16 protein-coding genes are annotated in these 15,596 nt (G+C 65.1%); 6 read left to right on the top strand and 10 right to left on the bottom strand.

Going from position 1 to position 15,596, the window contains the following annotated elements; genetic code table 11:
• Positions 1 to 31: 31 nt before the first annotated feature.
• The 4 genes from ACVINW_RS02585 to ACVINW_RS02570 all read right to left on the bottom strand — a co-directional run bounded on the left by ACVINW_RS02585 (position 32) and on the right by ACVINW_RS02570 (position 3,481).
• Positions 32 to 850 (bottom strand): MetQ/NlpA family ABC transporter substrate-binding protein, encoded by an 819-nt coding sequence (locus tag ACVINW_RS02585; RefSeq protein WP_456749854.1) that lies wholly within the window; start codon positions 848 to 850, stop codon positions 32 to 34.
• Between the two features lie 54 nt (positions 851 to 904).
• Positions 905 to 2,245, bottom strand: coding sequence for an LLM class flavin-dependent oxidoreductase (locus tag ACVINW_RS02580; protein WP_456749853.1), 1,341 nt, complete (start codon positions 2,243 to 2,245; stop codon positions 905 to 907).
• Between the two features lie 27 nt (positions 2,246 to 2,272).
• Positions 2,273 to 3,145: a class I SAM-dependent methyltransferase gene (locus ACVINW_RS02575; protein WP_456749852.1), complete on the bottom strand. Its 873-nt coding sequence runs from the start codon at positions 3,143 to 3,145 to the stop codon at positions 2,273 to 2,275.
• Positions 3,146 to 3,268: 123 nt separating this feature from the next.
• Positions 3,269 to 3,481: a hypothetical protein gene (locus ACVINW_RS02570; protein WP_456749851.1), complete on the bottom strand. Its 213-nt coding sequence runs from the start codon at positions 3,479 to 3,481 to the stop codon at positions 3,269 to 3,271.
• Between ACVINW_RS02570 and ACVINW_RS02565 the strand changes: the two genes are divergently transcribed.
• The 5 genes from ACVINW_RS02565 to ACVINW_RS02545 all read left to right on the top strand — a co-directional run bounded on the left by ACVINW_RS02565 (position 3,480) and on the right by ACVINW_RS02545 (position 8,737).
• A complete protein-coding gene (locus tag ACVINW_RS02565; protein ID WP_456749850.1) occupies positions 3,480 to 4,916 on the top strand; it encodes an FAD-dependent oxidoreductase in 1,437 nt (478 codons plus the stop codon). The genes ACVINW_RS02570 and ACVINW_RS02565 overlap by 2 nt on opposite strands.
• A 97-nt stretch (positions 4,917 to 5,013) precedes the next feature.
• On the top strand, positions 5,014 to 5,943 hold the full coding sequence (locus tag ACVINW_RS02560; RefSeq protein WP_456749849.1) for a TauD/TfdA dioxygenase family protein: 930 nt from the start codon (positions 5,014 to 5,016) through the stop codon (positions 5,941 to 5,943).
• Positions 5,944 to 5,959: 16 nt separating this feature from the next.
• Positions 5,960 to 7,015 carry an ABC transporter substrate-binding protein gene (locus tag ACVINW_RS02555; RefSeq protein WP_456749848.1) on the top strand — a complete coding sequence of 352 codons (1,056 nt, stop codon included), beginning with the start codon at positions 5,960 to 5,962 and terminating at the stop codon, positions 7,013 to 7,015.
• Positions 7,012 to 7,878 (top strand): ABC transporter ATP-binding protein, encoded by an 867-nt coding sequence (locus tag ACVINW_RS02550; protein ID WP_456749847.1) that lies wholly within the window; start codon positions 7,012 to 7,014, stop codon positions 7,876 to 7,878. Before ACVINW_RS02555 ends, ACVINW_RS02550 begins: the two co-directional genes overlap by 4 nt.
• Positions 7,865 to 8,737: an ABC transporter permease gene (locus ACVINW_RS02545; protein WP_456749846.1), complete on the top strand. Its 873-nt coding sequence runs from the start codon at positions 7,865 to 7,867 to the stop codon at positions 8,735 to 8,737. The genes ACVINW_RS02550 and ACVINW_RS02545 overlap by 14 nt, the downstream gene beginning before the upstream one ends.
• Here ACVINW_RS02545 and epsC read toward each other — a convergent pair.
• The 6 genes from epsC to ACVINW_RS02515 are packed head-to-tail and all read right to left on the bottom strand — an operon-like array spanning position 8,673 to position 14,111.
• Entirely contained in the window at positions 8,673 to 9,701 is a 1,029-nt protein-coding gene (gene epsC / locus ACVINW_RS02540) for a serine O-acetyltransferase EpsC (protein WP_456749845.1), read from the bottom strand. The genes ACVINW_RS02545 and epsC overlap by 65 nt on opposite strands.
• 17 nt (positions 9,702 to 9,718) lie before the next feature.
• On the bottom strand, positions 9,719 to 10,291 hold the full coding sequence (locus ACVINW_RS02535) for a flavin reductase family protein (protein ID WP_456749844.1): 573 nt from the start codon (positions 10,289 to 10,291) through the stop codon (positions 9,719 to 9,721).
• Positions 10,292 to 10,331: 40 nt separating this feature from the next.
• Positions 10,332 to 11,561: an acyl-CoA dehydrogenase family protein gene (locus ACVINW_RS02530; RefSeq protein ID WP_456749843.1), complete on the bottom strand. Its 1,230-nt coding sequence runs from the start codon at positions 11,559 to 11,561 to the stop codon at positions 10,332 to 10,334.
• Between the two features lie 42 nt (positions 11,562 to 11,603).
• Positions 11,604 to 12,608 (bottom strand): NrtA/SsuA/CpmA family ABC transporter substrate-binding protein, encoded by a 1,005-nt coding sequence (locus tag ACVINW_RS02525; RefSeq protein WP_456749842.1) that lies wholly within the window; start codon positions 12,606 to 12,608, stop codon positions 11,604 to 11,606.
• A gap of 10 nt (positions 12,609 to 12,618) precedes the next feature.
• Positions 12,619 to 13,344: an ABC transporter ATP-binding protein gene (locus ACVINW_RS02520; RefSeq protein WP_456749841.1), complete on the bottom strand. Its 726-nt coding sequence runs from the start codon at positions 13,342 to 13,344 to the stop codon at positions 12,619 to 12,621.
• Positions 13,341 to 14,111 (bottom strand): ABC transporter permease subunit, encoded by a 771-nt coding sequence (locus tag ACVINW_RS02515; protein ID WP_456756280.1) that lies wholly within the window; start codon positions 14,109 to 14,111, stop codon positions 13,341 to 13,343. The genes ACVINW_RS02520 and ACVINW_RS02515 overlap by 4 nt, the downstream gene beginning before the upstream one ends.
• 390 nt (positions 14,112 to 14,501) lie before the next feature.
• Here ACVINW_RS02515 and ACVINW_RS02510 point away from each other — a divergent pair, with 390 nt between their 5' ends.
• The gene (locus ACVINW_RS02510; RefSeq protein ID WP_456749840.1) at positions 14,502 to 15,596 is read left to right on the top strand and encodes an LLM class flavin-dependent oxidoreductase; all 1,095 of its coding nucleotides are present in this window, start codon (positions 14,502 to 14,504) and stop codon (positions 15,594 to 15,596) included.

Raw genomic sequence — 15,596 nt, 5'->3', positions numbered from 1 at the left:
CTGCTCGCAAGCCGCCGCAACTTTCGGACGCTCATTTCAGGTAATCGGGCAAGGTAAACCCGTCATAGAATCGATCCGACAGGATCGCGGTCTTGAAGGTCTGCGATTTGTAGCCGGCGACGATATCCTGCGCCCACGCAGAATCCGCATTGGCCTTCTTCACCGCGACCACGTTGATATAGGGCGTCGTCATCTTCTCCAGCGCGAAGGCATTGGTCAGCTTCAAGCCGCTGTAGATCGCGAAGTTGCCCTGGATGGCGGCGAAATCGACGTCGTCGAGCGCGCGTGGCGCCTGTGCCGCTTCCAGCGGCACGATCTTGATGCCGCCGGGATTCTTGATGACGTCGAGTTCGCTGACATCGACCGGTTTGGAGTCGCGGATCTCGACGAGGCCGAGATCGCGCAGGATCCAGAGCGCGCGCTGCAGGTTGACGGGATCGTTGGGCACGGCCACGGTCGAGCCCGGCTTGATCGGCGAACCCACCGCGTGCTTCTTCGAGTAGAGCCCCATCGGCGGCGTCGGAACGTGAACGATGCCGACCAGGTCGGTCTGCTGCCGCTCGTTGTACGAGTTCAGGAAGATCGTGTGCTGCATGACATTGGCGTCGATCTCGCCCTTGAACACGGCATTGTTCGCCTCCAACCCGGTCGAGAACTCGACATAGCGGATATGGTAGCCCTTCTTCTCCAGCTCCGGCGCGACGCCGACCTTGAACTCGTCGATGTAAGGGCCTGGCACAAAGCCGACCTTCAAGTCTGGCCGGGCTGATGTCTCAGCGTCCAAGGCTGCGCCGGACAGCACGACGAAGGTGGCGAGGGCCGACAGGAAGCGGATACGCGCGGTGGTCATTGGAATCGTCAAATCCTTGGTTTCTGGGCAAATGTCACTGGACTCGCGGACGCGTCAGGCGATCGCCTTGATCGATCCGGAGAACAGGCTTTCCGGCCGGTTCAGGCCGTAATGGTCGCGCAGCGTCGTGCCGGTGTACTCGTCGCGGAACAGGCCGCGCTTGCGCAGGATCGGCACCACCTGCTCGGCGAACAGATCGAAGCCGCCGGGCAGCCAGGGCGGCATCACGTTGAAGCCGTCGGCCGCGCCGTTCTCGAACCAGGCCTGGATGTTGTCGGCGATCTTCTCCGGCGGACCCGCGATCACCCAGTGACCGCGCGCGCCCGCCAGCCGCTGCACCAGTTGACGGATGGTCGGCTTCTCGCGATCGACGATGTCGACCACGAGCTTGAAGCGGCTCGCCACCCCGCGGGCGCTGCCGGTGTCGATCAGGTGGCGCGGGAAGGGGCCGTCGAGATCGAAGCCGGAGAGGTCGAGCCCGATCATCTGGCGCAGCTGGGTCAGGGAATATTCCGGCTGGATCAGCTCGTTGAACTCGTCCTGCAGCCGGTCGGCTTCGACCTGGTTGCTGGCGATGAACGGGCTGATGCCGGGCAGGATCTTGACCTGATCGGGGTTGCGGTCGAAGGCGCGGGCCTGTCGCTTGATGTCGGCATAGAATTCCTGGGCGCTGGCCAGCGTCTGATGCGCGGTGAAGATCGCTTCGGCAAAGCGCGCGGCAAAGGCGCGTCCATCATCGGACGAGCCGGCCTGGACATAGACCGGCCGTCCTTGCGGCGTCCGTGAGATGTTGAGCGGACCGCGCACCCGGAAATGCTTTCCGATGTGATCGATCGCGTGAATCTTGCCGGTGTCGGCGAATACGCCCGACGCGGGATCGTTCACCACGGCGTCGTCTTCCCAGCTGTCCCACAGCCGGGTGATGACATCGAGATATTCCCGCGCCCGCTCGTAGCGTTCGTGGTGCGGCGGATGCTCGGGCAGGCCGAAGTTCTGCGCCGCCTGGGCGGTGCTTGTGGTGACGATGTTCCAGCCGGCGCGGCCGCCGCTGAGATGATCGAGCGACGCGAACAGGCGCGCAAGGTTGTACGGCTCGGTGTAGGTCGTCGATGCCGTCGCGATCAGGCCGATGCGCTTGGTCGCGACCGCGATCGCGGCCAGCCAGGTGATCGGCTCGAAGCGGAAGCGCTGCGCATAGCGGACATTGTCGGCGAGCGCCGGTCCGTCGGCGAAGAAGATCGCGTCGAATTTCTGGGCCTCGGCGCGCTGCGCCAGCTCCTGGTAGTAGGTGACATCGAGGATTCGATCCGCGGCAGACCCCTTGTAGCGCCATGCCGCCTCGTGATGGCCGCCGGGATAGATGAAGAGATTGAGGGAAAGCTGCCGTTTGTTCATGTCGAGGCTCGCGAGTTGTGCTCGTTGTTACTGGGGCGGCGCCTTGTGCGCGAACGCGAAGCGCAAATAGCGCTCCAGCCTCAGGCCCTCCGGCGTGCGCTTCTCCTCGACGAGGCGCGCAAAGGCGCGACGAACCTGCTCACGCTCGTGCGGCGTGAACGATTCGAGGAAGTTGCCGAACGCGCTCGCTTCGGACCATTGCAGCAGCGATGCGGCATCGTCGTGGATGTCGACCAGCGCCCGCAGCTCGCTGCGGTACCCGATAAAGCCGTGTGCGGCGAACGACGATTTGAGCTCCTCGTCCGTCGACCCGAGCACCGGGTTGGAATCGCGGCGATCGCCGGCAAGACCGGCTTCGACGATGGCACGACGGAGCAGCAGACGCGACTGGTGCGGGTGGGACGGATCCTGCACATTCAATCCAAGGCGGCCCCCGGGCTTGAGCACCCGCCGGATCTCGCGCAGGGCGCGGTCCTTGTCGGAAATCCAGTGGAAGACGCTGTTGAGGTAGACCGCGTCGAACTGCCCGTCGTCGAAGCCTGAGAGGTCCTCGGCCCGCCCGGTCGCGAACTGGAGGTTATTCCCCTGCCGAAGGCGCGCGATTTCGATCCGTCCGGCGAGCGGATCGATTCCGATCACGTGGCCGTTCGGGCCGACCAGTCCGGCCACGAACTCCGCAAGCCGGCCCGTTCCTGTCCCGATGTCGAGCACGCGCTCGCCCGACTTGATGGCGAGCGGTCCGATCAGGAACTTGCCGTGGCGGAATTGAACAAGCCCCGCCTCGTCATAGGAGCGGGCGAGCTCCGGCGTGTCGTGGTCAAGGCTGATGTCGCCACCGGTTCGAGGCATGACGAGGGACCCATCGTTTCGCGGCGCCACGTCCGGCGCGATGCGTTGCATCGAACCTTATGTCGGCAACGGTGAAATGAATTTGCGTTGTTTCGTGGCGGGCGAGCATGAACGTGACGAGTTCGTCGCCGATCGGAGACGACTGCGGTCGACTTGATCGCGCAAGCCGAGGATTCAAGCGGAGTTGCCGGCAGGCCGCTTCGATTTCGGCTGCTGCAATGCACGTGGGATGCACGGGCGAGCGATGATCACTTCAAATATTTCGTTGCCTGCATCTCCAACGACGCGAACATTGCCCGGCGTGGAAAACAAAGCTGGTTTCGTTTCATTGACTGAACGTCGATCGCTTTTACGATTTGCGGTGTCAAAGCGAGGTTGTCCCTGCATGCCGCAATCCGATCCTGACAGCGTCGCCCGTGAAGCCCTGCGGCTGATCGGGCCCGACCCGCAGAACTGGGTCCCCGATCGCGACGGACTGGATCATAACGTCGTTGTGGTCGGCGGCGGTCAGTCCGGCTCGACCTTCGCATTCGCGCTTCGGCGGGCAGGGATCGGCAAGGTCTCCGTCATCGATGCCGCGGCCGATGCCGGCAAGGCCGGCGTGTGGTTGACGAGCGCGCGCATGCACAAGCTTCGCACGCCAAAGACGCTTCCGGGTCCGGAGCTCGGTCTGCCCGGTCTTGGCTTCCAGGCGTGGTATGAGGCGCGTCATGGCGCCGCCGCCTTCGATGCGCTCGATCGGATTCCACGGCTCGACTGGACGGCCTATCTCGACTGGTATCGTCGGGCGACCGGCGTCACCATTCGGTACGGCACGCGACTGCTCCGCATCGAGCCCGCGACCGATCATTTGCGGCTGCACCTGGAGCGCAACGGCGCCGCGGTCGTCGAAACCACACGCAAGCTCGTGCTTGCAACCGGCTTCGCCGGCAGCGGCGGCGCTTACGTTCCTGATGTGCTGCAGGCGCTGCCGAAGCGTTTCCATGCGCACACGTCGGAGAAGATCGATTTCAGGACGCTGCGCGGCCTTGCCGTTGCGGTGATCGGGAGTGCGGCGTCGGCCTTCGATGCAGCAGCTGTGGCGCTTGAGGCCGGAGCACGGGAGGTTCGTCTGTTTGCCCGCCGCGAGGTGCTGGCCTCGCTGCCGGTCATCCGGATCCGTGGCTATCCCGGTGCTTACGACAACTATGCCAGTCTGCCCGACGCAGTGCGCTGGCGTCAGGCGATCCGGTTCCGGCAGGCCGGCTCGACCCCGCCGCCGGACGCGATCTCGCGCGCGGTGGCATTCCCCAACTTCCACCTGCATCTCGGCGCGCCCCTGCTCTCGGCGCGGTTGAAGGGTGTGCGGCCGGCCGTGACGACCCCGCACGGCGAGTTCGCGTTCGATTTCGCGATTGCGGGGACAGGCTATTCGGTCGATCTCGGCGCGCAGCTCGAGTTGCGCGACTTCGCCGATGAAATCCTGCTGTGGCGGGATCGCCTCGCGCCGCAGGATGGCGAGACCGACGATACGCTTGCAGCCTATCCTTATCTCGGCGCCGGGCACGAATATCTGGAGAAGGTGCCGGGCCGCGCGCCCTATCTGAAGGACATCCACGTCTTCAACCCGGCGGCGTTTGTCAGCTTCGGCCTGCCGATCGGCGACGTTCCAAGCTTCAAGCGGGACATTCCGGGAATCACGGCCAGGATCAGCCGCGATCTGTTTCTGGCCGACCTTGCATCTCACGAAGCCCGCATCAACGGGGAAATTGCGGAAGACTTTGCCGCCGAGCTCTATGCGCCGGCCGTCTGGCGGCCGCCGCGGCCGGTCGCGGCGGAATAGCGACGCTTACGGTACATCATTCATCTCCGCCGTCGCTTCCGCGACCGGCGTATGGCGGAGCCTTGTCCTCGGGATCGCGGCGACGAGAGCAAAAACCATGAGCAGCACGACCACCATCGACAACGTCATTCCACGCGCCGATATCGTCAAGCGCGCCGCCCGGCTTGGTGCCGAGATCAGGAATGTGAAGCTGTCGGGCGATCTTCCTGACCCCGTCGTCCGTGCGATCAACCAGGTGCTGCTCGAGCACAAGGTCATCTTCTTTCACGATCAGGGGCATCTCGACGATGCCGAACAGGAGCGTTTTGCGGTCCGGCTCGGCAAATTGGTGCCGCATCCGACCATCGGCGCCAGCAAGGGCACGTCGTCGATCCTCGAGCTCGACTCGGGGCGGGGCGGTGGCCGCGCGGATCAGTGGCACACCGACGTCACATTCGTCGATGCCTATCCGAAGATCTCCGTGCTGCGCGGCGTGGTGATCCCGCCCTATGGTGGCGACACGGTCTGGTCGAACACGGCGGCCGCCTATCTCGACCTGCCTGCACCGCTGCGCAAGCTCGCCGACGAACTCTGGGCGGTTCACAGCAATGCCTATGACTACGCCGTGAAGTCGCGCGCCACCGACGCCGACAGAAAGCATTTCGACGAGGTGTTCACCGGAACGATCTATGAGACCGAGCATCCGGTCGTGCGGGTGCATCCCGAGACCGGCGAGCGTACGCTCGTGCTGGGAAATTTCGTGCAGCGCTTCGTCGGTCTGCCGAAATATGACGGCCAGAAGCTGTTCGACCTGTTCCAGTCCCACATCACGTCCCCGGAAAACACCGTGCGCTGGAGCTGGCGGGCCGGAGACGTTGCGATCTGGGACAATCGCGCGACTCAGCATTACGCCGTCAACGACTACGGCGATCAGCATCGCGTGGTGCGGCGCGCGACCATCGATGGCGAGGTACCGGTCAGCGTCGACGGCCGCCATAGTGTGACGCGCATCAAATCGCCGAAGCCGCAGGCCGCGCAGGCGGCCTGACGATCGGAGCAACACGATGAACGCCATCATTCGAATCCTTCGCGCGCGGCGAGCGGCCGCGCGCCGCGCTGCGCGACTGCTGCTGGCCGGCGCTCTTGCATTCGGTCTGACCGCTCCGGCCTTCGCCGAGCTGCCGCTTGAGAAGACCGAGATCCGCTATCAGGGTTGGGCCGGGCAGGTGACATTCACCGAGCTTGCCGAGGATCTCGGCTATCTGGCACCGCTCAAGCTGAAATGGGTCGGCAACACCATCAGCGGACCCCAGGACATCCAGACCGTCGTCACCGGCGACATCGACATCGGCGGTGCTTTCTATGGCGCCATCATCAAGTTGATCGCAGCGAAAGCACCGATCAAGGCGGTGGTCGGCTATTACGGCTCCGACGCCAACACCTATTACGGCTACTTCGTGAAGGACGACCGTCCGATCAAGGCGGCTCGCGACCTGATCGGCAAGAAGGTCGCGGTCAATACGTTGGGCGCCCATCTGGAGTTCGTGCTGCGCGAGTATCTGGCGCGAAACGGCCTCAGCGCCGGCGAGGCCAAGCAGGTGACATTGGTGGCGGTCCCGCCCGTCACCGGCGAGCAGGCGCTGCGCCAGGGGCAGGTCGAGGTGAGCGCGCTGAGCGGCGTGTTGCGTGACAAGGCGCTGGAACGCGGCGGCATCCGCTCGCTGTTCAACGATACCGACCTGTTTGGTCAATTCACCGGCGGAGCCTATGTGCTGCGGGAGAAGTTCATCAAGGACAATCCGAACACCGCTCGCAAGCTGGTGGAGGGTATCTCGCGCGCCATCCAGTGGGCGCAAACGACACCGCCGGACGAGGTGCGGGCCCGGTTCGACCGGATCATCGCCGAGCGCAAGCGCAACGAGGATGCCTCCTCGATCAAATACTGGAAGAGCACCGGCGTTGCGTCCAAGGGCGGCGTGATCTCGGATGCCGAGCTCCAGGTCTGGATCGACTGGCTGGTCAAGGATGGGTTGCTCAAGCCGGGCCAGATCAAAGCCTCGGACGCCTATACCAACGAGTTCAACTATTTCCGCCCCGGAAAGACGGCGGAGGCGCGATGACTTCGGTCAAGATCAGCTTTGACAAGGTCCGCAAGGAGTTCGTCACGCGAGGCGAAGGTGGCCGCCCGGCGGGCCGCTTCACCGCGCTCGAGGACATCACGTTCGATGTGCACGCAGGCGAATTCCTTGCCCTGGTCGGTCCAAGCGGTTGCGGCAAATCGACCTTGCTTGATCTTTTGGGCGGGCTTGCAACGCCGACCAGCGGACGCATCCTGCTCGATGGGCGGCCGATCGTCGGGCCGGGACGCGACCGCGGCGTCGTATTCCAGCAATACGCGCTGTTTCCCTGGCGCACGGCCGCGCAGAATGTCGAGTTCGGGCTTGATATCGCCGGACTCAAGTCGAAACAGCGCGGAGATATCGCGCGGCACTTTCTCGACTTGGTCGGCCTGTCCGGTTTTGCCGACCGTTATCCGCACGAGCTTTCCGGCGGCATGAAGCAGCGCGTCGCGATCGCGCGGAGCCTTGCCTATGATCCGGAAGTGCTGCTGATGGACGAGCCGTTCGCCGCGCTCGACGCCCAGACCCGCGAAACGTTGCAGGGCGAGTTGTTGCGGATCTGGCGTGCCACCGGCAAGACGATCATCTTCATCACCCATGGCATCGACGAGGCGGTCGTGCTCGGCCAGCGCGTCGCGGTCATGACGTCGCGTCCGGGGCGGATCAAGCAGATCGTCGATATCCCGGAGCCGTTGCGCAGCGAGGCTGAGGACGTGCGTTCGCTGCCGGAATTCGGCCGTGTGCGTCATGAGATCTGGAGCCTGCTCCGCGAGGAAGTGCAGAAGGCGCAGCAGGGACAATCGGCGGGGAGCGCGGGCCGTGTCGACCGCGACGTGAAGGAGCTTGCTCATGTCCAGCCTTGAAATGCTGCCATTGCTGGAGCTCGCGCATGGGCGGCGAGAGGCGCTCACGGGAGCGGAGCGTCGGCCGTTACCGTGGTTGAGCGCGCGCGTCGCGATCCGCGGCCTGGCTGCTTTGCGGCGCCGCTCCCTGTTGCTGATCGCACTGTTGGCCATCTGGGAAGCGGCTCCGCGGCTTGGCTTGATCGACGCGGTGTTTCTGCCGCCATTCTCCGATGTCATCGCCGCAGGCTGGCAGCTCGCGCAAAGCGGTGAGCTCTATGATGATGCCTCCGCGAGCCTGCTCCGCGCCCTCAGTGGGTTTCTGGTATCGGTCGGGTTGTTCGTCCCGCTGGGGCTGGCCGTCGGCTGGTACACAAGGCTCGGCGACCTCCTGAACCAGTTCATCGAGATCTGTCGGAATACCGCGCCGCTCGCGCTGCTACCGGTGTTCATCCTGCTGCTTGGAATCGGCGAGCTCTCGAAGATCACGATGGTGGTCTATAGCTGTGCCTGGCCGCTGCTGCTCAACACCATCGCCGCGGTGAAACAGGTCGATCCGCTCTTGATCAAATCGGCGCGGACGATGGGTGCGACGCCGCAGCAGCTGTTCCGCAAGGTGATCTTTCCGGCGGCGCTGCCAACGATCTTTGTCGGCATACGTCTCGCCAGCGCTTCGGCGATGCTGGTGCTGGTCGCATCCGAGATGGTCGGCGCCAAGGCCGGTCTCGGCTATCTCATCATCAACAGTCAGTACAGCTTCCTGATCCCGCAGATGTATTTCGGCATCATCGGGATCACCGTCATCGGGCTGGCGTTCAACGCGATCCTGGAGGCATTTGAGCGCCGCTTGATGCGATGGAAGGCGCCGGTTGCGGCGTGAGATCGCCGTTCCAGGGTCCGCTCGGGCTGTTTCGTGCGGCGGCCTGCGTCACGATGCTGTTCGGCGGCACGTCCTTGGTCAGCCAGACGTTGCCGCCGATGGTCGAGCCGCGGCCGATCGTGATCCGGCCAAGAATGGTTGCGCCGGCATAGATCACGACGTCGTCCTCGACGATCGGGTGACGGGCGTCGCCCTTGATCACATGGCCCGCGTCGTCGGTCGGGAAGTGGCGCGCGCCGAGTGTGACCGCCTGATAGACCCGGACGTTGTTGCCGATGATGGCGGTCTCGCCGATCACGACGCCGGTGCCGTGATCGATGAAGAAGCCGGAGCCGATCCGGGCGCCGGGATGAATATCGATGCCGGTCCTGGTGTGGGCGATCTCCGACATCAACCGCGCCACCAGCCGCGCGCCGATCTGGTAGAGCAGGTGGGCAAGGCGATGGTGGATGATGGCGGTCATTCCGGGATAGCCGATCAGGATCTCGGGAAAATTCCGCGCCGCCGGGTCGCCGACGAACGCCGCCCGCAGATCGTTGATCAGAAGCCCGCGGACCAGCGGCAGCTGGGCGGCGAAGCCGCGCGTCAGCTCGATCGCCTCCTCATGCACAAAGCCCGGCTCAAGCTCATCGCCGACGAACAATGCGCCGCGATGAATCTGCGCGCTGAGCGAATCCAGCGCCGTGGTCAGCGTGTTGCCGACGAAATAGTCGATGTTCTCGCCGTCGAGATCCGATTGGCCGTAGTGGCGCGGAAACAGCGCCTCGGTGAGGCCGTCGAGGATCGCCTCCAGCGCATCGCGCGAGGGCGCACGGCGAGGCTCGCCGTCGCGCCGGATACTGTGGGTCTCCTCGCGCGACGTGCGCAACTCGGCCACGATCCGGTCGAGCTGCCAGCGGCCCGGCGCTCTGCCGACCCTGCCGGCTGACGATGGAGAAGACGGCGGTGGCGTTTCGCGCTTCATGCTGGACCTTCCGTGTCCTAACGGACATGCGCCAGGGGAATGCTGACTTCGGCCAACAGGTCGAGATCGGCTTCGTGATCGATCTGAACATACTGTCCGTTCCAGTAGGTGAGGCCGGATAGCCGATGCGACAGTTCCATGCTGGAGAGGCGGCCGACGATGATGCCGTGGGAATGCCGCTCGATGATCTCCTCGACCTGGCATTCGACGACGGCAAGCGACTGCCGCAGCAGCGGCACGCCGGAAGCTCCATGCGTCCAGTCGGTGCCGTCGAAGCGCTCTCGGCCTCTCAGCTGGCTGTTGCTGAAGCGCTCGGCCAGGGCCTGCTGGTCCGAGCCGAGGATGTTGACGCCAAACAGCCGATGGCGGGCAATCGGTGCGAACGAGGATGCCTGCCGGTTGATGCTGACCAGGAGCCGGGGCGGGCTGGCGCTGAGCGAGGTCAGCGAGGTCACCGTCATGCCGGTGATGTCCTCGCCCTGTCCGGCGGTGATGATGCAGACGCCGCCGGGGAGCCGGCGCATGACAAGGCGGAATTGACGCTCGATCTCGTGGTCGGCGTCGACGAGATGGATATCCGGCCTGCTCATCGAGTGACTCCCTTGTCTTGCCGCGCCGGATCGGGCTCCGCTAGAAGAAGCCCTTGGCGGGCAGCGGCGTGCCGCTGATCTCGTATTGTCCGATCGAGCGTGTCTTGAAGGTGTTCGGATTGTGCGACGCCAGCGTGCGCGCGTTGCGCCAGTGGCGGTCGAAATTGGTCGCCTTCTTGGTGGCGGATGCGCCGCCGACGTCGAACAGCAGGCTGCCGCTTCGGATCGCGAATTCGTCCGCGACGATCTTGGCCTTGGCCGACAGCAGCGCGGCCTTGTGCGCCGCGTCGACGGCGTTCGCATCGCCCGCATCGAAAGCGTCGGTGGCGGCATCGAGCGCTTCGGCGGCTGCGAGCACGACCGTCTCGGCCGCGAATGCGCCGCTTGCGATCTGGCCGACGGTCTGTTGCAGCAGTGGATCGTCCGCCGGAACCTCGCTCGGCGCGTAGTAGAACGTCCGCTTGCGGGTTCGCACCAGGTCGGTGGCATCCCGCAGCACGGCGCGCGCGATGCCGGCATTGATCGCGGTCAGGAACAGCTGGGCAAACGTGTTGGAGTAGGGAATGCCGTAACCGACATCCGGCGCATCGAACACGACTTCCTGCCGCTTGACGCGCACATTGCGGAAATGCGTGGTGCCGGTCGCCGTCAGCCGCTGCCCGAGGCCGTCCCAGTCGTCGACCAGCTCGATGCCGTCGCGCTTGACCGGAATCAGCACGGCCGCGTTGGTCGCGGATGCATCGGCGGTGCGGACCAGCACGTAGTCCGAATACAGCGTCCCGGTGCTGTAATATTTGGAGCCGTTGAGCAGGTAATCGTCGCCGTCCGCGGTGAGTGTCGTGTTCGGCGTGACATTGCCGACCTTCGGCGTGTCGAGCTCGGTCGCCGCAAGGCCAATGATCGCGCCTTCGGCGACCGCCTTCTGCCACTGTCTGTGCTGCTCGTCCTTCGGCCGGCGCACCAGCCGCTCGACGACGCTGAAATGGTTGCGCAGGATATGCGCGACATTGGCGTCGGCTTCGCCGAGGCGGATGACGATCTCGAACAGGGCGCGGATCGACAGGCCGGCGCCGCCGGCCTCGAGCGGAAGCCGCAATGCGCCAAGCCGGGCCTTGCGAATGAGATCGATCTCCGCAAACGGCAGCACGCGCTCGCGTTCGCGCTCGCTGGCTCCTTCCGCGATATGGCCGAGCAACGCGTCGATGTCGAGCGCATGATTGCCGAGGCGGTCGGAGGCCTCCAGCGAGGTGGCGGTGACGGGCTTGTTCATGGATGTGTTCCGAATGGCGGTGATTGAATTGACGGTTGTTGATCAGACCTGGGCCAGGTGGTCGGTGACCTTGATCGGCTCCGGGAGCACCTTGCGTGCGACCAGCCAGTCGGCGGCGCGTTGCAGCTCGGCAAGGAAGCCCTCGTCATTGGCGGCGAAGTAGCGATACTGCCGGTTCAGCGCGATGAACTGGTCGCGGACCTGGTCGCTGTACTTGCCGGCCTTCTGCGCGATGTATTCGGCGTCCCTGCTGTTCTCGGAGATCCATTTGCCTTCGGCGCGGAAGGCATCATTGACGGCGCGGACCAGCGCGGGATTCTCGGTCGCGAATTTCCTTGTGGTCAGATAGGACGTGTAGTCGATCTGGAACTCGAGATCGCGGCCTTCCAGGAAGATATCGTGCGCCTTGTATTCGAGCCGGGCGATGTCGACGCCGGGGCTCCACATCGACCAGGCGTCGACCTTGCCGGAGGCGAGCGCCGGCGCGGCGTCCGGCGGATTGAGATAGACGAATTTCACATTGGAGCGGTCGACGTTGTGCTTCTCGAGCGCTGCGACCAGCAGGAACTCGCCGAGACCGGAGCGGTTCACCGCCACCGACTTGCCGACCAGGTCGTCGACCTTGGTGATGCCGGAGTCATCCCGCGCGATGATCGCGGTGGTACGCGGCTCGTAGACCACGAACTGGGTGAACACCAGCGGCGAGCCGGCAATGATTGCGGCGAGCGCCGGCGTCGTGCTGCCGCCGAAGCTGAAATCGGCGCTGCCGCCGGTCACGGCCTGCAGCGTCGGGGCATGATTCGGGAACGGTCCCAGCCACTCGACCTTGATGCCGTCCTTGGCCAGCAGCTTCTCGAACTCGCCGCGTTCCTTGGCGATCAGATTGAGCCCGCTCAGGCCCCAGGTCAGCCGAACCGTGTCGGTGACGCGGCCGCTCGCCGCCTGCGCGGGCTCGCAGAAGTCGAAACCGGCGAGCGCGCCGATGCCGAAGGCCGCGCCGCCGAGGAAGCTGCGACGGGTGGGCTTGGTGAGATGGGAGGGAGACATCGGATGGTCCTCAAGCAGGGATGGGGTGAGCGGCGCCGACGCCGAGCTCTGCGAGCAGGTCGCTGCGTGCGATCGGCGCTGCGCCGTTGCGTTTCATGCGGTGCTCGAACGCGATGCGGCCTGCGCGCATCACCAGGATGCGGTCGGCAAGCGCGATTGCCTCGTCGACGTCGTGGGTGACCAGGAGAACGCCGGGCCGATGCGCGTCGACCAACTCACGCACCAGGTCGTGCATGCGAATCCGGGTCAGCGCGTCGAGCGCGGCAAAGGGCTCGTCGAGCAGGAGCAGCTCGGGCTCCTGTACCAGCGCGCGTGCCAGCGCCACGCGCTGCGCCTGCCCGCCGGAGAGATTGCGCGGCCAGTCATCGAGCCGGTCGCCGAGCCCGACCTCGGTGAGCGCGCTCGCGGCACGCTGCCGGGCGTCGGTGGCGTTGAGGCCGAGCGAGACGTTGCGCCACAGGCTGTCCCACGGCAGCAGCCGGTGCTCCTGGAACACGACGGCCGGCCGCCGCGGCGCCGTGATGCGCCCGCCGTCGATCGGATCGAGGCCGGCCAGCGCCCGCAGCAGCGTGGTCTTGCCGCAACCGCTTTCGCCGAGCAGGACGACGAACTCGCCGCGCTCGATGCGCAGATTGAGGTTCTCGATCACGACGCGGTTGCCGTAGGCGCGCTGCAGGCCCGTCACCACGACGGCCGGTGCAGCCGCACTCAATGCGGGCACGGCGTGCACGGTCATCGCGTGCCCCCATAGTTCGGATGCCAGGCCAGCAGCCGTCGCTCGAGGGCGCGCGCGATGCCGTCGGCGGCAACGCCGATCAACGCGTAGATCACGATCGTCAGCACGATCACGTCGGTGCGCAGGAATTCGCGCGCATCCATCGCGAGGAAGCCGATGCCGGATTGGGCGCCGATGGTCTCCGCGACCACCAGGGCCAGCCATGCGGTCGCCAGCGCATAGCGGACGCCGGTCAGGATCGAGGGCAGGGCACCGGGCAGGACGACGCGCCGGATCAGCTCAAATGTGCCGAGGCCCTGGACGCGGCCGAGCTCGACCAGTTTTGGGTCGACCTGCCGGATTCCAAGTGTGGTGTTGATGTAGATCGGGAAGGCGACGCCGAGCGCGACCAGAAAGATCTTCTGCGCTTCGCCGACGCCGAGCCAGACGATCACCAGCGGCAGAGCGGCGAGGAACGGGATCGCGCGGATCATCTGAATGCTGCGATCGATCGCAGCCTCCGCGATCCGCGAGAAGCCAACCAGGATGCCGAGCGCAAACCCGATGCTGCCGCCGATCGCAAGCCCGGACGCCGCCCGCAGCAGGCTGACGCCGAGATCGTTCAGCAGGCTCCCCGATGTCGCGAGCTTGAATGCCGTCCGGACCACCTTGCTCGGGGCCGGCAGCACCTGCGGCGAGAGCCAGCCGGCGTGCGCCAGCGATTCCCAGACGATGAGAAGCACGAGCGGAGCAAGCCACGACAGCAGCAGCAGGCCGCGCCGACCGATCTCGAATCGCGCCTTCGGCGCGGTGCGATCGCTGCGCTGTGCGGAATCGAACGCGATCGATGGTGCGGCCTGTTCGAGGTTGCTCAAGTCTGTTCCGTCCTCGTTCAACACGCGCGAACATCATCGATCGCGCGCGGCGCGGCTCATCGTTCTCCCGCTCGACGGTTTGCCGTCATTCGAAAGAGAGCGCCGTTCATGCGGCGCAAACTGTCCCACGATTTTTCGCGGACAGAAATAGAGCCGTTTTCCAATTGTCGTTGCCTTCGGAGTTTTCTCGTTTCCCGGTGCGCGCGGCGCGGCAAGGAAAATCTTTTGATGCGCCGCTGCTTGATCTGCCGGCGTGCTTCTTCGAAAACACGGCGGTGTAACTGGAGATATCGGAGAGACGGCATGTCGGCACGACCGCTTCGCTTTGGCATCTGGGCGCTGGTTCATGGTTCGCGCGGTGCCTATCAGGATCCGGAGGAGCCGTATGACGCATCATGGGAGCGCAATCGCGATCTCGTGCTTGCGGCTGAGGCGCTGGGCTATGATTCCACGCTGATCGCGCAGCACACGATCAATCCGCATCAGGAGGATCTCGATCAGCTCGAGGCCTGGAGCGCCGCAGCGGCCGTCGCCGCATTGACGAGCCGGATCGAGATCATTGCGGCGATCAAGCCCTATCTCTATCACCCGGTGGTGCTCGCCAAGCTTGCGCTCGGGATCGAGAACATCAGCCGCGGACGCTTTGCGATCAACCTGGTCAATGCCTGGAACCGGCCCGAGCTCGACAAGGCCGGCATCGGCTTTGCCGAGCATGATGCCCGTTACGCCTATGGACGGGAGTGGATCACGATCGTCTCGCGCCTGATGCAGGGCGAAAGGCTGACCTACAAGGGCGAGCATTTCGACGTCCGTGACTATCTTTTGCGGCCGACGAGCCGCTATCGGCCGCGGCCGTTGATCTATGTCGGCGGCGAGTCGGAGCCGGCGCGCGCGTTGGTCGCCGACCATGGCGACGTCTGGTTCATCAATGGGCAACCGCTCGAGGATGTGGCTGGCCTGATTGCTGACGTTGCGGCGCGGCCACGGACGTCAGCGCCGCTCCGTTTCGGGCTGTCCGCGTTCGTCGTCGCACGCCAGACGCAGGCCGAGGCGCAGGCTGCCTATCAGCGGCTGCTCGAGCTGTCGCGGCAGGACGCGCCGGTGAAGGCGATCCAGCGTCAGAACACCGATCCGAAGGTCGTGATGATGCAAACCATGCAGAAATCGGAACGGGTCGGCAGCAATGGCGGCACCGCGGCGGGGCTGGTCGGCAGCTATGACGAGGTGGCGGCCCGGATCGGGGCGTTCCATGCCGCCGGGATCGAGCTGTTCATGCTCCAATTCCAGCCTTTCGAGGCCGAGATGGAGCGCTTTGCGAAGGAGATCATCCCGCGCGTTCGCGCTGCGTCATCTGCTGCCGCGACCGACACTCCGCCGCTGCTGGCCGGATCGCGCTAG

The organism is Bradyrhizobium sp. USDA 4461 (genome assembly GCF_054055655.1).
Note: the sequence above shows the minus strand (reverse complement) of the source record. Positions and strands in the feature narration are given on the sequence as shown.